Here is a 20,773-nt window from a genome sequence, read left to right as displayed (position 1 = left end):
ACCGGGACGAGTGCAAGGAGGCACACCGTGAGGATTCACAAGCACGTCGCCGTCGTGGCGGCCGCGGCGGCCGTCGCGCTGCTGGCAGCCTGCAGCGGCGGTGGCGGTGGCGGCACCGCCACTCAGGCGGGCGGCGGGGAGACCCTGACCGTCGGCATGCCGAACGGCGTCCAGACCGAGAACCACAGCCCGTTCGCCACGGGCTCGTCCGCGCTCTCGCTGGGCTACGCGTTCACGATCTACGAGCCGCTGATGATGCGCAACCAGGCCCGGCCCTCCGAGGCCCCGGAGCCCTGGCTCGCCGAGAGCATCGAGTGGAACGAGGACTTCACCGAGGCCGTCATCACGCCCCGCGAGGGCGTCACCTGGTCGGACGGGGAGGAGTTCACCGCCGACGACGTCGCGTTCTCCATCCAGCTCCGCAAGGACTTCGAGGCGCTCAACACCGGCGCCCTGCCCTACGACACGGTCGAGACCGACGGGACCACCGTGACCGTCAGCTTCACCGCCGGGCAGTTCGTCAACCAGTCCAAGCTGTACGACCTGGTCATGGTGCCCGAGCACATCTGGGCCGACGTCGAGGACCCGACCACCGACACCAACCCCGACCCCGTGGGCACCGGCCCGTACACGCTGGAGTCCTGGACGCCGCAGGCCGCGACCGTCGTGGCCCGCGACGACTACTGGGGCGGCAAGCCCGCCGTCCCCGAGATCCGGTACTCGTCGTACAACGACAACAACGCCCTGACCACGGCCCTGACCACCGGTGAGGCGCAGTGGGGCTGGACGTTCATCGCCGACTACGAGAACGTCTACATCGCCCAGGACCCGGAGCACTACCACCAGTACGCCGCCGGCGGCCTCGGCATCGACGTGCTCTACCTGAACAACGAGACGAAGCCGTTCGACGACAAGGCGTTCCGCCAGGCCCTGAACATGGTCATCGACCGCCAGGAGCTCGTCGACGTCGCCACCTCCGGCGTCAACCCCGCCCTGACCAGCGTCACGGGCCTGCCCCTGCCCGCCGGCGAGGAGTTCCTCTCCGCCGCCTACGCCGACCAGGAGTACGCGGTCGACGTCGAGGGCGCCCGCGCCCTGCTGGAGGACGCCGGCTACACCTGGGAGGGCGAGAAGCTCGTCGACCCCGACGGCGACGAGGTGACGTTCGAGCTCGTCAACCCGGCCGGCTGGAACGACTACCTGACCGCCCTGGACCTCATCAAGAACTCCGCCGCCGAGCTCGGCGCCACCGCCACCGTCAACCCCGTCAACCAGGACGGCTGGTTCGCCGACATCATCCCCGGCGGCGACTTCCAGGCCACGCTGCACTGGACCGACGGCGGCGCCACCCCCTGGGACATGTACTCCGACATCCTGGACGGCGCCCACTACAAGAAGCTGGGCGAGCCGGCCACGTGGAACTTCGGCCGCTTCCAGAACGACGACGCCACGCAGGCGCTCGCCGACTACGCCGCCGCGCCGGACGACGCCACGCGCACCGAGGCGCTGGACACGATCCAGAAGGTGTTCGTCGAGGAGGTGCCGGGCATCGCCATCTGGACCCGCCCGGCCACCGCGCAGTACTCGACGCAGAACTACGTGGGCTGGCCGTCCGAGGAGGACCCGTACAACCAGCCCCAGCCCACCGGTGTGCAGGCCGCCCAGATCCTGATGCACCTCAAGCCCGCGGAAGGCTGATGAGCGAGACCACACCGGTGCTGGCCGCGCACGGCCTCACCAAGCACTTCCGAGCGGGCGGGCGCCGCGTCAGCGGTGGCTCGCCCGCCCGGGCGATCCACGCCGTGGACGGCGTGGACCTCGAGCTCCACCGCGGCCAGGTCCTGGCCGTGGTGGGGGAGTCGGGTTCCGGCAAGTCCACGGTCGCCCGGCTGCTGGCCGGACTGATCCCGATCACGGGCGGGCAGGTGCTGCTCGACGGCGCCGACGTGCGCCTGCGGGGCCGGCGGGCGTTCCGCGCGTACGTGCGACGCGTGCAGATGATCTTCCAGGACCCGTTCGGGTCCCTGAACCCGGTGCACCCCGTGCGCTACACCCTGACGAGGGCGCTGCGCCTGCACCGGCGCCAGTCCAGCGGGGGCACGCTGCGGGGCCCCGAGCTCGAGGCCGCCCTGACCGAGCTGCTGGAGCGCGTGCACCTCACGCCCGCCACGCGGTACGTGGACAAGTACCCCCACGAGCTGTCCGGCGGGCAGCGGCAGCGCATCGCCATCGCGCGGGCCCTGGCCGCCGACCCGGAGGTGCTGCTCGCCGACGAGCCCGTCTCGATGCTCGACGTCTCGATCCGGCTGGGCATCCTCAACCTGCTGGCCGACCTGCGCGACCGGCTCGGGATCGCCGTCCTGTACATCACCCACGACATCGCCTCGGCCCGGTACTTCGCCGACCGCACCACCGTGCTGTACGCGGGGCAGGTCATGGAGACCGGCGACTCCGAGTCCGTGACCCAGGAGCCGCTGCACCCCTACACACGGCTGCTCATCGCCTCCGCGCCCGACCCGGACGACCTGGCGGGCGTCGGAGCGGCGGCCGTGCGGGAGCAGGGGACCGGCGGCGAGCCGCCGAGCCTTGTGGACCCGCCGCCCGGCTGCCGGTTCGCGCCGCGCTGCCCGTACGCCACCGACCTGTGCCGCACCGAGACCCCCGAGCTGATCGAGGTCGCCCCCGGGCGGTCCGCCGCGTGCTGGGGGTACAGCGAGCGGGAGGGGCGGCCCGACGTCGGGCCCGCCGTCCGCCACGCGGGTGCGAACGGGTCGGGTACGAACGGGGAGGCGGCCACATGAGGTTCCTGCTGCGCAGGGTCGTGTTCTACGCGCTGACCGCGTGGGCCGCGATCACCATCAACTTCTTCATCCCGCGGCTGCTGCCGGGCGACCCCGTGACGGCGCTGCTGGGCCGCATGCAGGGCCGCATCGACAGCAACGCCGAGCACTCGCTGCGCGTGCTGTTCGGCCTCGACCAGGACACCAGTCTCTGGCAGCAGTACGTCGACTACTGGGGTCTGCTCCTGCGGGGCGACCTCGGGCTGTCGTTCACGCACTTCCCGACGCCCGTGGCCGACATCGTGGCCCAGTCGCTGCCGTGGACGGTCGGGCTGGTCGGCGTCGCCACGATCATCGCGTTCGTGATCGGCTCGCTCATCGGCACGTTCCTCGGCTGGCGCCGCGGCACCTGGGCCGACGGGCTGCTGCCCGTGGCGACGTTCTTCCAGGCCGTGCCGTACTTCTGGCTGGGCCTGATCACCATCGCCGTGCTGTCGGTCAACCTCGGCTGGTTCCCGTCCAGCGGCAGCTACGACCGCGGGCTGGTGCCCGCGTTCAGCGGCGAGTTCATCGGCTCTGTCATCTACTACGGGTTCCTGCCCGCGCTCACCGTGGTGCTGTCGTCCGTGGCCGGCTGGGTGCTCGGCATGCGCAACATGATGGTGACCGTCTCCTCGGAGGACTACGTCACCGTGGCGCACGCCAAGGGCCTGCCCGAGCGGCAGGTCATGCTCGGCTACGCCGCGCGCAACGCCGTGTTGCCGCAGGTCTCCAGCTTCGCGCTGTCCCTCGGCTTCGTCGTCGGCGGCACGCTGATCATGGAGATGGTCTTCTCCTACCAGGGCATCGGCTACACGCTCTACCAGGCGGTCTCCACCCACGACTACCCGCTGATGCAGGGCTGCTTCCTGGTCATCACCCTGTCCGTCCTCGTGGCGAACATGGTGGCCGACCTCGCCTACGCCCTGCTCGACCCCCGCACCCGGACGGAGGACCGATGAAGAACCAGCTGCTGTTCCTGCGCAACGGCAAGGTCATCACCGGCCTGGTCATTCTCGGCTTCTTCACGCTGCTCGCCCTGGTGGGCCCGTGGCTCTCGCCGTACGACCCCAACCAGGTGAGCGACGCGCTGCTCAGCCCGCCGTCCGCCACCCACTGGCTGGGCACCGACCACACGGGGCGCGACATCCTGTCCCAGATCATCGTGGGCGCTCGCGGCGTCCTGGTGGTCGGCCTGGTCGCCGGCGTGAGCGCCACCGTGGTGGGCGTGCTCGTGGGCGTGACCGCCGGGTTCGTCGGCGGCATCGGCGACGAGTCGCTGTCCGCGCTGTCGAACATGTTCCTGGTCATCCCGCAGCTGCCGCTGATCATCCTGATCGCCGCGCAGCTCCCGTCCGCCGGCGGGCTCACCGTCGCGCTGGTCATCGGGGCCACCGGCTGGGCCTGGGGCGCTCGCGTGCTGCGCGCCCAGACGCTGTCGCTGCGCAAGCGCGACTTCGTCGAGGCGGCCCGGGCCAACGGGGAGCGCACCTGGCGCCTCGTGCTCGCCGAGGTCATGCCCAACCTGACGGCCGTCATCGCCTCCGGGTTCGTGGGCACCGTGACGTTCGCGGTGCTGTCCCAGGTCACCCTGTCGTTCATCGGCATCACGCCGGTCAGCGACTGGAACTGGGGCACCATCCTGTTCTGGGCGCAGAACAACCTCGCGCTGCAGCGTGGCGCGTGGTGGTGGTTCGTGCCGGCCGGGGCGTGCATCGCGTTGCTCGGCATGGCGCTGACCCTGGTCAACTTCGGTATCGACGAGATCGTCAACCCCCGCCTGCGGTCCACCGGCCTGCACGCGCGCTCGCTGCGTCGCCGGGGCATCCGGCCGCGCGTGGGGTTCACCCCGGTGGTGCGGGAGGTGCGGTCATGAGCACGGCTACGAGCGCTGGTGCCGATACGGGCACGGCGACGACGACGGCGGAGCCGGTCCTCGAGGTCCGGAACCTCAGCGTCGACTACGGGTTCGGCGACGATCCCACGCACGTGCTGCGCGACGTCTCCCTGACGCTGCGCCGCGGCGAGGTGCTGGGGCTGGCGGGGGAGTCGGGCTGCGGCAAGTCGACCCTCGCCTATGCCGCGACCCGGCTGCTCGCCCCGCCCGGCCTCATCACCGGTGGTGAGGTGTGGCTCACGAACCGCGACGGCAAGCGGGCGGACCTGCTCGCCCTGTCCGACGCCGAGCTGCGGGCCGCCCGCTGGCGCGACATCGCGATCGTGTTCCAGGGCGCAATGAGCTCGCTCAACCCGGTGTTCCGGGTGGAGAAGCAGCTCGTGGACGGCATCCTGGCGCACCGGCCGCGGATGGGGCGCGGGGAGGCCCGGGAGCGGGCGGCGGAGCTGCTGCGGCTCGTGGGCATCTCGGCCGACCGCCTGCGGGCCTACCCGCACCAGCTCTCCGGCGGCATGCGTCAGCGCGTCATGATCGCGATGGCGCTGGCCCTGGAGCCGCAGGTGCTCATCATGGACGAGCCCACCACGGCGCTCGACGTGGTGATGCAGCGCCAGATCCTGGAGCAGGTCATGGAACTGCGCGAGCGGCTGGGGTTCTCCGTGGTGCTCATCACGCACGACGTGTCCCTGCTGGTCGAGGTGGCGGACCGCATCGCCGTCATGTATGCGGGCGAGATCGTGGAGACGGCCGCCGCGCGCGACGTGTACACGCACCCGCGGCACCCGTACTCCGCGGGCCTGCTCGGCTCGTTCCCTCCGCTGCACGGGCCGCGACGCGACCTCTCGGGCATCCCCGGCGCGCCACCGGACCTGTCCCAGCGCGAGCCCGGGTGCCCGTTCGCGCCGCGCTGCCCGCACGTCATGGACGTGTGCCGCACGGAGCTGCCGGTGCTGGGCCGGACGGCCCAGGCCGAGGACGGGCGTCTGGTGGCGTGCCACCTGCACACCTCGTTGTCCGCGGGGGAGAAGCTGCCGGATCTGGTGGCGCGGTAGTTGGTGGCGCGTGCGAGCAGTGGTCGGGCGGTGAGATCTGTTCGACCGCTGCTCCGTGCTGCCGGTCAGGCGTGGGAGTAACGCTGGCGGACTGCCTCCCCGGTGGTACCGATGGCTTCACCGAGTTTGCGCCAGGACACCTTTTGCTCGCGGGCAGCCTCCACCGCCTTGGCCAGGTCACGTTCGGCCGCGTCCCGCTTGAACGCTGCGAGCTTGACCGCCATCAACGGCGGAACGGGCGCGTCAAAGTCTTCCGGCTTGGGCTCGTAGGACTCAAGCTGATCGGCAAGGGCATCAGCGTTGGCGATCAGCGCTTCCAGGTTTCGTCGCATCTGATTCATTTCCTCCGTCGCAGGTACTTCTCCCGGGCAGGGCGCATCGCATGAGCGACTGCGAGGAGCCCGAACCACTCCAGGACCCCGACCTCGATCAACACGCCCTGCTGGTCTGGTCCGACGAACATCACCATGCCGTCCTCCTGAACCACGTGATGCAGCTCGAACCGCAACGCGTGCAGGATGTCCTCCTCAGCGACGCCATGCCGGTGCGCCGGCTCAAGGATGACCGGCTCCTCGATGTCGTCGGCCTCAAACGCCGCATCCCACCCCTGTGCCTTCCCCACTGACCTCTCCATCCACAAGATTACTTGTTGGCAAGGTTACTTGGCAAGGCTGGCGATCGCTCGGCGACGATCGCCCTCGGTCGGTAGCGCGACGGTGCCGTAGGTGTTGCCGAGGTCGACGAAGGGTAGTCGGTCAAAGGTGTCGGTACGGCTGGAAGCCGCCGTCCCGGTCGGGCGGCGGGTCGCGTCGCACCCGGTCACCGGGGCGAACCTCGTCACGTGATCGAAAAGATCACCCGCTGTTTGGTCAAATAGTGGTGATTCTCGCCCATAACCTCCTCTCTGTGGATATTCCGGACCTGGGTGGTGTGCGCCGGTCGGCGGCGACAGTGTGGGGACGTGCGGCACGGGGTCTCCGGACGCGCGCGGGTAGTGCGGTGGCGGCGGTGACGGCGCTGGTGGTCCTGGCGACAGGTGCCTCCGCCCTCGTCGCGACCGGGGCCGCGGACGGCATGCTGGCCGCGATGGGGGACGAGCCCGTCCAGGAGTGCCCGGTCGAGGAACCGACGCTGACTGTGGCGCTGGCGACGGCCGCCCGCTGCGGTCACGAGGTCGAGGCGCTCGACGAGAAGACGCCCTGGCAGTCGTCGTTCGGGCAGCCGTCGGGACAGGTGCGGCTGGAGATCGGGAGCAGTGCGGACGCGTCCGACGCCGATGGCGACGGCGTGTTCGAGCCGATCGAGACCGCAGTGGCCGAGGACGAGTCCGGCCGCCTGAGTCCTGCCGCTCCCGCGGTGGCCATGAGCTTCTCCGCGGGTGGCGACGAGGCCACCTCGGAGCCGGACGTCCTCGCGCGGATGACCTCGGCGGACGGCCAGGTGGTGGACGTCGAGGCACCGTTCGAGCTGACCGACCCGGCCGTCGAAGGTGACCGGATCGTGTACCCGGACGTCATGTCAACCGGCGGCGAGCCGTCCGGCGTCGACCTGGTCGTCGCGGTGAACACCGACGGGTCTGGGTTCAGCCAGGTGCTGCGCTTCGCGAACGAGGCGGCGGCACGTAACCCGCACGTCGCTGAGCTCGATGCCGATCTCGGCTTCGGTGTGAGCGCCAAGGACGCCTCGGGAGCCGGCCTCGAGATCGCACGCGAGCACGGTGCCTTCACTGTCACCGATCCGCACGCGGCTGAGCCCGATGCCGACGGTGATGACCCCGAGGTGTTCCGGTCGTCCCGTCCGCTGGTCTGGACCTCCGAGGCACCTGCGGAGGAGCCCGCCGCGGCAACCGCAGGACGTGCGGCGATCTCGGAGACAGCCACTCCCTCCGCCTCGACCACGGCCGACCAGACGGATCCGGTCACGGGTCCGTTGACCCCCGGCGCGGTGGTCGAGGTGCCCACCGACGACGGCGGGGACACCACAGAGGGGACTGTCGGTGCCGCGATCATGGCTGCGGCAGAGGACGAGACGACGGCCTTCCCGATGTTCGCGGCGCTCGCCGTGTCGGGAACTCTGTCCGAGGTCACGGCTGTGCGCAGCGCCTGGCCGGACAGCGCCTCCTCGTACCAGTTCGACGGTGACGCAGGTGTCGGTCGTTGCCTGGCGCCCGACCCGTACGCCGGCTATCAGTGCGGCCTGACCAGTACCCACCGGATCCTCTACGAGTTCGGCGGCCTGGGCGGAGTGGGGAGCCTGGCGTCCGCGGACGTGACGAAGGCGGTCTTCAACATCAACGCCACCTTCTCCTACAACTGCGACAAGACCGGTGTCTGGGTGTACCAGACCGGCTCGAACGCGGTCAGTAGCGCGACGACGTGGAACAACCGTGGGTCCTGGTCGACGCGGCTCGCCGGGGAGCTGGTGACGCACCGCACGGGTTGCGCTGGGATGGTGCGATCGGTCGGTTTCGACGTCACGGCGGGTGCGAAGAAGGTCGCGTCGTCGAACTGGTCGTCGCTCACCCTGGGCGTGCGGTCGGCGAACGAGTCCACGATGGTCGGCTGGAAGCGGTACATCGGCCGCAACGACGGCAACGGCAGCACCAGCGCGCGCGCCACGCTGTCCGTCACCTACAACCGAGCCCCCGGCATCCCGTCAAGCCTGACGACGTGGCACAGCAAGGAGGACTACTCGTGCAAGACGGGTACGGACCGTCCTGTGTTGCGCACGACCATGCCGCGGCTGTCCGCGTTCATCCGGGACCCGGACGGCAACGCGACCAAGGCGCGGTTCCAGATCTTCCGGGTCGACAGCGGCGTCCAGGTCTGGGGCGCCTATATGTCCTCCTACCTGGCCTCGGCACGCACGCACAAGATCCAGGTGCCGGAGAACGAGCTGTTCTCCAACGTCGTCTATAAGTGGCACGTCCTGGCCAAGGACTCGACTGGCCGCGAGGGCGGCTGGTCGAAGTGGTGCGAGTTCACCGTGGACATCACGAAGCCCGAGAAGCCCAACATCTACGCCGTGACGAGCGGCGAAGGCGTGGAAGCGGTCTACACCAACGAGAACATCGAGGCCGGCGGCATCGGGCTCACGGGCAAGTTCCGGTTCGGCTGGGCAGGCTCCAAGGACGTGGTCCGGTTCAAGTACGGCTTCACGGACACTGCGACGCCCAAGTCGGTCGCGACCTCGTCGGCGGGGACAGCGGTGGTGTCCTTCACGCCGACCAAGCCGGGGCCTGCGACGGTGTACGTCCGCTCCGTCGACCGTGCCGGCAACATCTCTGACATGTCGGCGTTCTTCATCGACATTGCTGCTCCCCAGGAGTCACACATCTGGCGGATGGACGAAGGCACCGGCACCAGCGTGGCGGACGGGTCCTGGGTCACGGTCAAGGAACCTCTGGCGCTCAAGGACGACGGTCTCGGCACCGCGCCGGCGTGGGTGGCCGGCCCGCACGAACTGTTCGGATCGCGAACCGGAGACGAGGCGCTGTCCCTTGACGGCGTGGACGACCGGGCCGCGACCGTTGGCGCGGGCATCGACACGAGCAAGAGCTTTGTCGTGTCGGCTCATGTGCGGCTTCCGCAGGACGCGGACCTCACGGGCCATGACATCGTGATCTCCCAGAACGGCACTATCCAGTCGCCTTTCGCCTTGATGTGGTGGGGATCGTGCAGGACCGATGGCGGCTGCTGGTCGTTCAACCTGTACCAGACAGACGCTCTCAACTCGGGGATCGTGCGCGCCACCCAGTCCTCCGCGGTCACCTATACCCCGGGTGAGTGGGTGCACCTGACGGGCTCGTGGAACAAGGACACGGGCAAGGCGTCCCTGTGGGTGTGTCCGATCGGAACACCGGAGAACCCCGCACCCGCGAACCCGATCCGGAGCGATTCCACGGCGACCGTGACGTCGATGTGGCGCGCGACAGGCGCGACCGTCATCGGACGTGGCATGTGGAACGACGAAGCTGCTCACTTCTTCGACGGTGAGATCGACAACGTGCGTGTGTTCGAAGGAACGGTCATCGCCGAGAACAAGGTTCGGCGGCTCTGCCAGGGCGCCGACAGCACCGACTTCGTGACGGGGCTTCCGGCCCTCGATCCGACCGTGGGCGACAAGTCGATCGAGGAGTCGGGCCAGTGACCGCACGAGCAGCAAGTGGCGGCAAGCGGGGGCTGACGAACCAGATGGGAACACGAGTGACTGCGTTGGGTGGACGTGTGGGTGGTGGTGTGTCCGCCGCGACCCGCCGCACGGTGCGGACGATGCGATCCGCATGGCGTACCAGAGCGCGACGCGCCGGCGTGGTCGCCGTCGCGAGTGGTCTTGCTCTTGCCCTCGTGGGCCAGCCGGCGCTCGCCGTCGGCCCGATCGTGGGGATCGAGTGCCAGGCTTTGACGTCAGCCTCGACCGCAACGGCGCCTGATCAGGACACCGCGCTCGATCTGGCGCAGTCCTGTGGGCAGGACGTCGAGATCGCCTCTGCTCGATCGCCGTGGTCGACGTTCACCGCGACCGAGAACGGCACCGTGACCGAGGAGGTCACCGCCACTGCGACGCGTACCGCGGTCAGCGGCACCTGGGGCCCGGTCTCGAACCGGATCACCGACCCGACGCCGGGCGACGGGACGTTGTCGGTCTCGGCACCGGTCTATCCGATCACGCTCTCGGACGGAACCGCCGGTGTACCGCTGGCGACGATCAACCGCGACGGTCACACGCTGACCTACGACAGCCCGTTCGACCTGACGGAGCCCGTGGTCGAGGGTGAGTCGGTCACCTATCCCGCCGTCGCGGGCGAGGGCGCCGATCTGGTCGTCACCATCAACCCCGACGGCACCGGCATCTCGACGGCGCTGCGGCTGGCAGACCGCTCCGCCGCCAAGCGTGCTGACGGAAAGCTCGGCCTGGACGAGCTCACCTTCCCTGTCACCACCTCGCCCGGCCTGACGGTCACGCAGAGCGCCGCGGGCGGGTTCGACGTCGTCGACGCCTTCGGGCAGCCGATCTTCCGCGCGCCGCAGCCGAAGATGTGGGACTCCGCGGCCTCCGGGGACGCCCCGGCAGACACCGGCACGTCCGGGCTGTTCAGCATGAGCGGCACGCCTGCGACCCAGGACACGGCCGGGCCCACCCGAGCATCCCGATGGGACCAGGTCAGTGACGAGGACGCCGCCGACCCCGAAGCTCGGGCCACGGCCCCGCTCCTCGGCGATCAGCAGCTTCCGATGCCGGTGGACCTGGTCCCCGCCAGGGCTCGGCACACCACGGACACCGAGACCGGTGCGACGCCGGGTGCCGTACCGGGAGGCGACCCGCTGGGCAGCTCCGCCCCGGGAGAGGACCTGACCGGCGGCGAGCTGTCCGTGGGCGGCGAGTCGCTCGACGCGGCAGGCGGATTCGGCGCCGCGGGCGCGACCGAACCCTCCACGGTCGGTGTGCGGATCCGCCCGGACCGCGACTTCCTGCTCTCGGATCCGGACACGGTCTTTCCTGCGCTGATCGACCCGACCGTGACGTCCGCGGGCAACGAGTGGCTCATGGTCCACGAGGGCACGCCCGACGTGACCAGCGGGTACATGTTCGAGGGCAACCAGGGGCTTGGCCTGTGCGACGTCGGCGAAGTCGCCGAATGCAACGAGACCATCAAGTTCCGCCTGGGCTGGCAGTTCACCGGCCTCGACCACCTCGGTCTCCTCGAACCGGGTGCCATCACGTCAGCCACGTTCAGTGTCTTCGGTGAGCACAGCTGGGACTGCACCGCACGGACCGTGCGGCTCTTCAGCACGAGGCCGGTCGACGCGGCGTCCACCTGGGACACCTGGGGCATTGCTCCCTTCGGTACGGAGCTGTCCCGTGTGACGGTCGCGCACAAGGAGGCGTGCGACAACGCCGGGTGGGTTGACCTCGACGCGACGGCCGGCGTGAAGAACCTGGCCTCGACCGACACCGGCACGCTCAGCCTGGGCCTCGCGGCCCTCAACGAGACCGACATGACGCAGGGGTGGAAGCGGTACCGGCACGACGCCAAGCTCACCGTCGAGTACGAGCCTCCGGCCACCTCGGCGGACGCCGAGGGCGCCGACCTGGCGGCACGCACGGAGAACCTGGATCCGGCCAAGGCGGCCGCTGACGACGCGGCCCCGGACGCCGCCACGCCGACACCCGTGCCGGTGTCGACTCCGCCGGAGCCGACTGCCGACCCGGCTCTCGTCCCCGTGCAGGAGACGCCGGAAGCCGCCGAGGCCACGCTCCCCGTGCCTGAGACGCTGACAGCGGTCCCAGAGAATGCGCTGGGCGGGCTCGACCTGAAAATCGGCGCCCCGGCACCGACCGCCGGTACGCCCGAGGCTTCCTCTGAGGTGCATGTCGAGGTTGCTGACCAGGCCGCGGCCATCGGCGCCGGCATCTCCGGCGTGCTTCTCGACGTCACTGACACCTCGGCAGAGGCCCCGCCGGCCAGCGGCGTGCGGCAGGTGGACGTCCAGGTGGACTACGACGAGTTCACCGACCTTGCGGGCGCCGACTGGTCCGGCCGTCTCGGCATCGTCCGCATCCCGGAGTGTCACGCCACGACCCCGGACCTGGAGGCATGCTCGCCCACACCGGTCGAGTCGACGAACGACGTCGAGGCGGGGACGGTAACGGCGACGCTCGACCTGGCCGCAGCGGGGGCCTCGGCCGCCGTCGCGGGTACCGCCGAGAAGTCCGCTGACTCGACGAAGAGCGCCGCCGTCGAAACGCAGGCGAGCACGCTCGCGGCGGGCGGCGGCGACACGTTCGCCGTCACGGCTGGCACCAGCTCCGGGGCCGGCGACTGGGGTGCCACCCCGTTGTCGTCGGCGTCCTCGTGGTCGGTCAGCGGCGGCACGGGCTCGCTGGGCTGGTCGTACCCGATCCAGGCCCCAGCTCCCGCCGCAGGCCCCTCGCCCGAACTCGCCATCGGCTACTCGAGCGCCGCCCTGGACGGGCGGGTGTCCAGCACGAACAACCAGTCCTCGTGGATCGGGGACGGATGGGACATGACCAGCGGGTTCGTGGAGCGCCGGTACGTGCCCTGCTCGGAGGACCGCGACGAGGTCGGCGGACAGTCACCGAACAACGCCTCGCGCAAGACGGGCGACCTGTGCTGGGACAGCGACAACGCGTTCCTGGTGTTCAATGGGACATCGTCGGCCCTGGTGAAGGACGACGACGCTGCGACGGCTGGCGTCATCGAGTGGCGTCCGGAGTCCGACGACGGCACGCTCGTGCAGCAGTACGGACGCCCGACGGGCGACGCCGCCAAGACCGACGCGGGCTGGGCCGGGGAGTACTGGAAGGTCACGACGACCGACGGCACCACCTACTTCTTCGGCAAGGACGAGCGGTACTCCGGGGACACGCTGGCGCAGAACTCGCGCTGGACCGTCCCGGTGTACTCCAACCACCCGAGCGAGCCCGGCTACAAGGCCGCCTTTGCGGACTCCGGGCGCGTGATGGGCTGGCGGTTCAACCTCGACTATGTCCGCGACACGTCGGACAACACGATGACGTACCGGTACGCGAGCGAGACCAACCGGTACGGCGCGAACAACAACACGGGCGCCACGCGCACCTACACGCGCGGCGGCACGCTCGACTGGATCAGCTACGGCACACGCGCCGGGTCCGAGCCGGTCGACGCGGGCGGCGCAGGCTCCCCGAACCTGGTCGACTTCGCGGTCGCCGAGCGCTGCCTGGTTGTGGCGACGGACTGCGAGATCACCGATCGCGGTACGACGGCGGGTGCGGTGCGGTGGCACGACACGCCCGTGGACCTGGAGTGCTCGTCGAGCACCAGCTGCCCGGACGTCCGAAGCCCGGCGTTCTTCTCGACCAAGCGCCTGACGACCGTGGTGACGAAGGTCAATGTCGGTGGCACGCTGACGGCCAAGGACACGGTCGCGCTGACCCAGAAGTGGCGTGACCCGGGTGACGGCACGGGCCGGATCCTCTGGCTGGACGCGATCAAGCGCACCGCCAACGGTCCCAGCAGCGCGACGACGGACGACGTCGTCTTCGACCCGATCCGGTTCCAGGGCGAGCGGCAGCTGCCGGGCCGCGTCGCGGACACGGTGGCCGATGGCCTGCCGGCCATGAACCGCATCCGGGTCACGGGGATCACCACCGAGACCGGTGCAAAAATCGACATCGAGTACACCCCGACCGACTGCCCGGCCGGCAACCATTCCACCGTCCCGCAGGGCTACATCAAGATCGAGGAGCAGGCGGCGAACGCGTCGCGGTGTTTCCCCGTGGTGTGGCACCCGTGGGGTATGCCCGAGCCGCGCAGCGAGTACTTCCACGCCTACATGGTGTCCAAGGTGACCCAGTCGCCGGGTGAGAGTGGGCTCGACCTGCCTGTCGTCACTTCCTACACCTACAGCGACGGCATCGAGTGGGCGCGGATCGACGACCCCCTGACACCCAAGAAGGACCGGACGTTCTCGGTCAACCGCGGGTACAAGACCGTGACCACCACGACCGGGACGGGCTCCGTCGCGGCGAAGACCCGGACCCAGTACCTGCAGGGCACGGGTGCGATCCTTGACCTGTCCGTGGACTCGATCACCACCCGTAAGGTCACGGACCACGAGCGGTTCGCCGGGATGCCGGTCATCAACTCGGTGCTCAACGGCTCCACCGAGGTCTCCAAGTCCGTCACGATCCCCGAGGCCGAGCAGACGGCGAGCACCGGGAGTGCCGGGACGGACGACCTGCTCGTTGCATCGCGCACTCTCCGTGTGGACACGTACAACGCCTCATACCTTGCCGACGGGTCGCTTGAGTACGTGACGCGAACTGACACGGACTATGACGCGAACGGTCAGGTCACCGAGGTCGACAACTACGGGGCCTTCTCCGAGTCGGCCGAAGACAACATCACGTCTGACGACTTGTGCACCACGACGGAGTACGCCGTCAACGATGGCAAGCACATCGTGGCGCCCTCGTCGACGGAGACCGTAAGCGTGCGCTGCGGGGTGACGCCGAACAAACCGGCTGACCTGGTCGGCGAATCGTGGATCAGCTATGACAGGCTCGGCTACAAAGCACCGCCCACGCAGGGTCTGCCGACAAAGGTGCAGACCAACGACAAGGACGGCGTGCTCAACGACACCTCCCCGGGGGTGGTCACCACGTACGACGATCGCGGCCGGACGACGAGCTCGACGGACTTGCTGGGGCGCTTGTCCAAGACGGGGTACGTCGAGGCCAACGGGGTGCTCACCCAGGTGACCACGACGAGCCCGGACCCGGACGGTACGGGCGACGGTGATGGTGACGGCGTCACCCTGACCGAGCACGTCTCCACCACCACGCTGCACCCGCTGCTCGGCGTCCCGACCACGGTGAGCGACCCGAACCTTCGCCCCACGACGGCGACCTACGACGCCGCCGGTCGTCTGCTCTCCGTGACGTACCCGGACCGCGAGGGCAAGTCGGCGAACGTCACCTACGCGTACTCGACTTCGCGCAACGGCGTGAACACGGTGACCACCAAGACGCTCGCTGCAGACGGCACCAGCTATCACACGTCGGTTGCCCTGTACGACGGTCTGCTCCGTCCGGTCCAGACGCAGACGGAGTCCCTGGACGGGGACGACGAGGCCACCCACGGCCGGATCGTCACGGACACGGAGTACGACGCCAACGGCCGGGTCTCGTTCACGACCTCAGGATGGTTCGCGACGGGCAACCCGAGCACGACCCTTGTGGGCGCGGCCGTGCAGCCGGACGCCACCACGGTCTACACGTACGACGGCCTGGGGCGGGTGCGGACCGAGGCCCTGTTCACGGGGACGATCACGAACCCGGCCTACGAGCAGTGGCGCACCACCACGTACTACGACGGCGCCACGACCACGGTCATCCCTCCGGACGGCGCGACCCCGACCCAGACCGTGGTCGACGCCCGTGGCAGGACCGTGGCACTGAGCCAGTTCCTGCGCGACCCGGTCGAGCATGCGGCGATGCGCACGCTGGCCGGCGTCCTGGACCTGGACGAGCAGACCACCCGGTACCGCTACGACAAGGCCGGACGGTTGTCCTCGGTGCTGGACACCGAGGACAACACCTGGACGTACAAGTACGACAAGCTCGGCCGGCAGATCGAGGCTGTCGACCCGGACGCCGGCAAGACGGTCACCGAGTACGACGCCGCGGGCCAGACCACGTCGGTGAGCAACGGTGCGAACCAGAAGCTCTTCTACACCTATGACAAGCTCGGACGCCGCATGGCCGTCCGGCAGGACTCGACCACGGGTGCGGTCCGGGCCAAGTGGACCTACGACGTCCTGACGTCCTACGCGGGTCCCAACCCGCCAAGTGCGAAGGGACAGGTCACCAGCTCGACGCGCGTCGCGTCGTCGGCCGACGGGGGCGGAGAGTTCGTCACTGCGCTGACCGGTTTCGACAAGGCGTACCGGCCGACCAGCACGGTGACTGTCATTCCGAGCACCACCAAGATGGCCGGCCTGGCAGGCACTTACGAGCAGAAGGCCACCTACACCGCGGACGGCCAGCTCGCGTCGACCACGTACCCGGCGGCGGGCGGTCTGCGCAAGGAGACCGTGACCACCCACTACGACGACGAAACGAGCGTCGCCGAGTGGATGGGCGGCGGGTTCGGGTGGGGCACGTATGTTGCGTCCAGCCGCACCGACGTCTTCGGCCGGCTGGCGTACCTCGACCTCGGCAACACCTATGGCACGGTGGTGTCATACGGGTACGAGACGGGTACCAGCAGACTGCAGCGCGTGAAGCTGGATCGGGAACGGATCGGTGGTACCGAGCTCGATCTCACCTACGCGTACGACGACGCCGGGAACGTGCTGTCGGTCAAGGACCGGCCCACCGCTACGGGCCGCGCAGCAGACCGGCAGTGCTACCAGTACGACTCTCTGCGCCGTCTGACCGAGGCGTGGACCCCGGCGACCGGCAACTGCGGGCTGACGAGGTCGATCCCCGCACTGGGCGGAGCCGCGCCGTACTGGACCTCGTTCGAGTACGACGCGCTCGGCAACCGCACCAGCGAGATCTACCGCACTCGCGGCCTTGCCGGCGACATCGACGGTGGTCAGACCACCACGATGGACTACTCCTACGCGGGTAGCCGGGACCTCAACGCGGACGGCGATGCCACTGACGTGGGCGAGTTCGCCGGGCCGCACGCGGTCACGTCGATCACGACGGACGGGCCGAGCGGGAGCACGGCGTCGACCTTCACGTACGACAACGCGGGCCGGACGCTGACCCAGACGCAGGACAGCGACTACCTGACCACGAAGCTGTCACTGGGCTGGGACCACGAGACCGAGCTGGCCTCGACCAGCCTTGCCACCACCGTCTACGCGGAGCCCGACCCGGGCTCCGGGGACGACGACACCGACGGTGACCAGTCTTCGGGTACGGGACCGGTCCGTGGCACGGGCACGACGACGACGGCCGCCGGCCGCAACCTCTACACCGCTGACGGGGACCGCATCATGCGGACTGCGCCGGACGGGTCGATCACGGTGTACCTCGGTGGTCAGGAGATCACCAAGGCCGCCAACGGCACCGTCACCGGGGCGCGCTACTACAGCTTCGGCGGGCAGACGGTAGCGATGCGTACCGTCAACGGGCTCGGTGGTGTGACGTCGCTGATCAACGACCCGCACGGCACGCCGCTGGCGTCGGTGCACAACACCAACTGGACCACCACGAGCGTGGACAAGCACTACACGCTGCCGTTCGGTGAGCAACGGGGTGGGGTCTCGGCTCCGGGTGACCACGAGTTCCTGGGCAAGGTCCGGGATGAGGCCACTGGTCTGACGTTGGTGGGGGCACGGTGGTACGACGAGACCATCGGCAGGTTCCTGAGTGTGGACCCGGTCATGGACCTGACTGACCCGGAGCAGTGGAACGGGTATTCCTACGCCAACAACAACCCGACCACATACTGGGACCCCGACGGCCTTGAGCCGCGCCCTTGGCACCAGGAAGGCGTGGGCTTCAGCGACTCAGACTCCCAGGATTACCTCGAGGGCGAACGTGCTTACAGCAGTGGAGACACCTCCGGCCCAGGTGACGACATCCCCGTCGTGGTCGACGTCTGGTGCACGTACCTGTTCATCTGCCCCGGTGCGGAAGAGCCGATCCACTATCCCGCGTGGTTCGATGACGCCGACGCTGCGGCTGACCGGAAGTGGCGCGAGCAGATCGACGGGATGGCGGCGTTCGCCAGCCAATGGTGGGCCTGCAACTTTGACCTCAAGGCCACAGATGAGTGCAGTTCTTACAGTTCGACGATCGCCGGAATGCCACAAGCGACTGTGGAAGGCACTATCGCCGACGGGCAAGAGATCGGTGACGCCGTCGCGGGGGGAAACAACGCCGAAGCGGTTGGCCTCGCTGGCGTTTTCGTCATCGGACTGCTCGGCACTAAGGGAGTAGGCAGGGGTGGCTTCAAGGTGAGCGTGACCCCTGACGAGGTCACGGACATCAACCGCAGTTTCGGTGGTGAAACATTGCTGAGTGGCACGCCAGCAAACACATTGGAGAACGCTAATCGTTATAACAGCTTCTGGGATAAGTCCGCCGTTGTGATTCGGGATGTTGCAGGCGGGCACATGTTTAACAATGGTAATAAGCGTACGGCCCAGGCTGTGGTGGAGCGACTAATGGAGAGAAACAACGTCACAAGTGGCCCGTCGTCTGCTGATCTCCGAAGCGTCATTGATAGAGTCGGCAAGGGCCAGTTGCGTGACGTCAGCGAAATTTCTGCGGCATTGAGGGGATTCAAATGAGCGAGCAAGGGGTACGCATCGAGCGGCTCATGGAGGAACTTGGCCGTTCCGGTGTCACCATGATCCTCAAGGTGGATGACGAGAGAATGGTCGGAGGCGGCGAGCCCTGGACAGTGGTCTTATCCGGGCCAGGGCTCGGGGCTGAAGGATTCATTCGTGCCGAGGCTCTTAGCCTGCATGATTGTCTCGAACAGGTGTTTATTCGTCTGCGTTCTCGGCCCGGCGAGTGGGAGTGGCTGGCAGAGGTAATGACGTGCTGACCTAGTCAAACTGGCTTGGCGCTCCTGGCCTTCGGTAATGATTCATGTCATGGGTGCAGGTCGGCTGCGGCGGACTTGCCATCGCGTTGCTCTCGGCTTTGTTCCCCGTGTTGTTTGTCGTCTCAGGACGGTGGACTTGCTTCATAGGGGCTGCTGTCGAGTCGCAGGCAGGCGACATCGGAGAATCCGGCTACACCACACCCGGACCACCCCACAACCACCACCCAAGGCCCACACCCAGGACGAGACCCCGTCCCTGGAGACGGTAGGTTCTTCTCCGTGACATCCCCGATCGACCGGATCCGACCGGCCGCCACGACAGCGCGCCAGGTCTCGGACCTCGCCGTCGCCTTCGGCCTCACCATCGCCCCAGGTCACGCCGCTGACGCCGCGGTCACCTGCGTCGCCTCGGACAACCGGGTCGCGCAGCCGGGGGACCTGTTCGTGGCCCTGCCCGGCGCCCGCGCGCACGGTGCGCAGTTCGCCGCGGATGCCGTCGGGCGCGGGGCCACCGCGATCCTCACGGACGCGCGCGGGGCCGAGCTGATCGGGGCCGGCAGCACCACCCCGGTGCTCGTCGCCGAGGACCCCCGCGCCATCCTCGGCCAGGTCGCCGCCTGGGTGCTGGGCAACCCCGCCGAGGACCTGATGACCTTCGGCGTCACCGGTACCAACGGCAAGACCACCACGACCTACCAGCTCGACCACCTGCTGCGGGCGCTGGGCTGGATCGGCGGCCTGATCGGCACCGTCGAGACGCGCTCCGGGGACCGGGTCATCGCCAGCACGCTGACCACGCCCGAGGCCGCCGACCTCCAGGCGCTGCTCGCCGCGATGCGCGAGGACCACGTGCGCACCCTGGCCATGGAGGTCTCCTCCCACGCCCTGGCGCAGCACCGCGTGGACGGCATCGTCTTCGGCGTCGCCGGGTTCACCAACCTGACCCAGGACCACCTGGACTTCCACGGCGACTTCGAGTCCTACTTCGCCACCAAGGCCGACCTGTTCACGCCCGCCCGCGCGCGCCGCGGCGTCGTCACCGTCGACGACGCCTGGGGCGACCGCATGGCGAACGAGGCCCAGATCCCGGTCGCGACGCTCACCACCCTGCCGGGCAAGGCCGCCGACTGGGTCGTGACCGACGTCGCGCCGCACGGCACCGGGTCCGCCTTCACGCTGACGCATCACGACGGGCGCACGCTGCGCACCTCCACCTCGCTGCCGGGCGGCTACAACGTGGCCAACGCGGCCCTCGCCGTCGCGATGGTGCTGGAGGGTGGCTCGGACATCCGCGACGTCACCGACGCGCTGGCGGCCGCCGACGGCCTGAGCGCCACGGTGCCCGGCCGCATGGAGGTGCTGGCCACGGCCCCGCGCGTGGTCGTGGACTTCGCGCACAACACCGAGGCCCTGGAGCTCTCCCTCGCGGCCCTGCGCCCGACGACGGCGGGCCGGCTCGCCGTCGTCTTCGGCGCCACGGGCGACCGCGACCCCGGCAAGCGCCCCTTCATGGGCGCGGCCGCGGTGCACGGCGCCGACGTCGTCTACGTCACGGACGACGACCCGCACGACGAGGACCCCGCCAAGGTGCGGACCGAGGTCCTGGCCGGGACCGGCGTCGCCGCGCCGGGCGGCACCGTCGAGACCGTGGACGACGACGGCTCGCGTACGGTGGAGGTCCACGAGGTCGCCCCGCGCGCGGATGCCATCCGCACCGCGATCCTGGCGGCCGGTCCGGACGACACCGTGCTGGTGGCGGGTCGCGGGCACGAGACGATCCAGGAGGTCGCCGGCGTGGACCACGTGCTCGACGACCGGGTCGAGGCGCGCGCCGCACTGGCGGCCCGCGGCGCGTGACCCGGCAGGCGGAGCAGTACCCAGCACGCGCTACCCCAGCAGGACCCACGCAGGAGAGGACGACACAGGC

At 69.3% G+C, this 20,773-nt stretch carries 11 protein-coding genes; 9 read left to right on the top strand and 2 right to left on the bottom strand.

Annotated elements, in window-relative coordinates; all coding sequences use genetic code 11:
• Positions 1-27: 27 nt before the first annotated feature.
• From AB0I29_RS19560 to AB0I29_RS19540, 5 genes are read left to right on the top strand one after another with little or no spacing between them, the layout of a single operon-like run.
• A complete protein-coding gene (locus AB0I29_RS19560; protein WP_357484593.1) occupies positions 28-1,698 on the top strand; it encodes an ABC transporter substrate-binding protein in 1,671 nt (556 codons plus the stop codon).
• On the top strand, positions 1,698-2,801 hold the full coding sequence (locus AB0I29_RS19555; protein ID WP_357484590.1) for an ABC transporter ATP-binding protein: 1,104 nt from the start codon (positions 1,698-1,700) through the stop codon (positions 2,799-2,801). The genes AB0I29_RS19560 and AB0I29_RS19555 overlap by 1 nt, the downstream gene beginning before the upstream one ends.
• A complete protein-coding gene (locus AB0I29_RS19550) occupies positions 2,798-3,781 on the top strand; it encodes an ABC transporter permease (protein WP_285101476.1) in 984 nt (327 codons plus the stop codon). The genes AB0I29_RS19555 and AB0I29_RS19550 overlap by 4 nt, the downstream gene beginning before the upstream one ends.
• Positions 3,778-4,695: an ABC transporter permease gene (locus AB0I29_RS19545; protein WP_182614664.1), complete on the top strand. Its 918-nt coding sequence runs from the start codon at positions 3,778-3,780 to the stop codon at positions 4,693-4,695. Before AB0I29_RS19550 ends, AB0I29_RS19545 begins: the two co-directional genes overlap by 4 nt.
• Complete coding sequence (locus AB0I29_RS19540) at positions 4,692-5,768, top strand: ABC transporter ATP-binding protein (protein WP_285101479.1); 1,077 nt, start codon at positions 4,692-4,694, stop codon at positions 5,766-5,768. The genes AB0I29_RS19545 and AB0I29_RS19540 overlap by 4 nt, the downstream gene beginning before the upstream one ends.
• A 65-nt stretch (positions 5,769-5,833) precedes the next feature.
• Here the strand turns inward: AB0I29_RS19540 and AB0I29_RS19535 are convergent, their stop codons facing one another.
• Together AB0I29_RS19535 and AB0I29_RS19530 are read right to left on the bottom strand one after the other, a co-directional pair.
• Complete coding sequence (locus AB0I29_RS19535; RefSeq protein WP_285101481.1) at positions 5,834-6,100, bottom strand: hypothetical protein; 267 nt, start codon at positions 6,098-6,100, stop codon at positions 5,834-5,836.
• A gap of 5 nt (positions 6,101-6,105) precedes the next feature.
• Positions 6,106-6,390: a hypothetical protein gene (locus AB0I29_RS19530; RefSeq protein ID WP_285101482.1), complete on the bottom strand. Its 285-nt coding sequence runs from the start codon at positions 6,388-6,390 to the stop codon at positions 6,106-6,108.
• On the opposite strand from AB0I29_RS19530, the gene AB0I29_RS19525 reads away from it, so the two are divergent.
• The 4 genes from AB0I29_RS19525 (at position 6,378) to AB0I29_RS19510 (ending at position 20,703) form a co-directional block, all read left to right on the top strand.
• The gene (locus AB0I29_RS19525) at positions 6,378-9,917 is read left to right on the top strand and encodes a hypothetical protein (protein ID WP_357484583.1); all 3,540 of its coding nucleotides are present in this window, start codon (positions 6,378-6,380) and stop codon (positions 9,915-9,917) included. The genes AB0I29_RS19530 and AB0I29_RS19525 overlap by 13 nt on opposite strands.
• 122 nt (positions 9,918-10,039) lie before the next feature.
• Positions 10,040-18,586, top strand: a complete 8,547-nt coding sequence (locus AB0I29_RS19520) for an RHS repeat-associated core domain-containing protein (protein ID WP_357484580.1) — start codon at positions 10,040-10,042, stop codon at positions 18,584-18,586.
• Positions 18,583-18,846 (top strand): hypothetical protein, encoded by a 264-nt coding sequence (locus AB0I29_RS19515; RefSeq protein WP_357484577.1) that lies wholly within the window; start codon positions 18,583-18,585, stop codon positions 18,844-18,846. The genes AB0I29_RS19520 and AB0I29_RS19515 overlap by 4 nt, the downstream gene beginning before the upstream one ends.
• Positions 18,847-19,125: 279 nt before the next feature.
• Positions 19,126-20,703, top strand: coding sequence for a UDP-N-acetylmuramoyl-L-alanyl-D-glutamate--2,6-diaminopimelate ligase (locus AB0I29_RS19510; RefSeq protein ID WP_357484574.1), 1,578 nt, complete (start codon positions 19,126-19,128; stop codon positions 20,701-20,703).
• The last annotated feature ends 70 nt before the right edge of the window (positions 20,704-20,773 follow it).

The sequence above is a fragment of the Promicromonospora sp. NPDC050262 genome (genome assembly GCF_040655935.1).
GTDB lineage: Bacteria > Actinomycetota > Actinomycetes > Actinomycetales > Cellulomonadaceae > Promicromonospora.
Note: the sequence above shows the minus strand (reverse complement) of the source record. Positions and strands in the feature narration are given on the sequence as shown.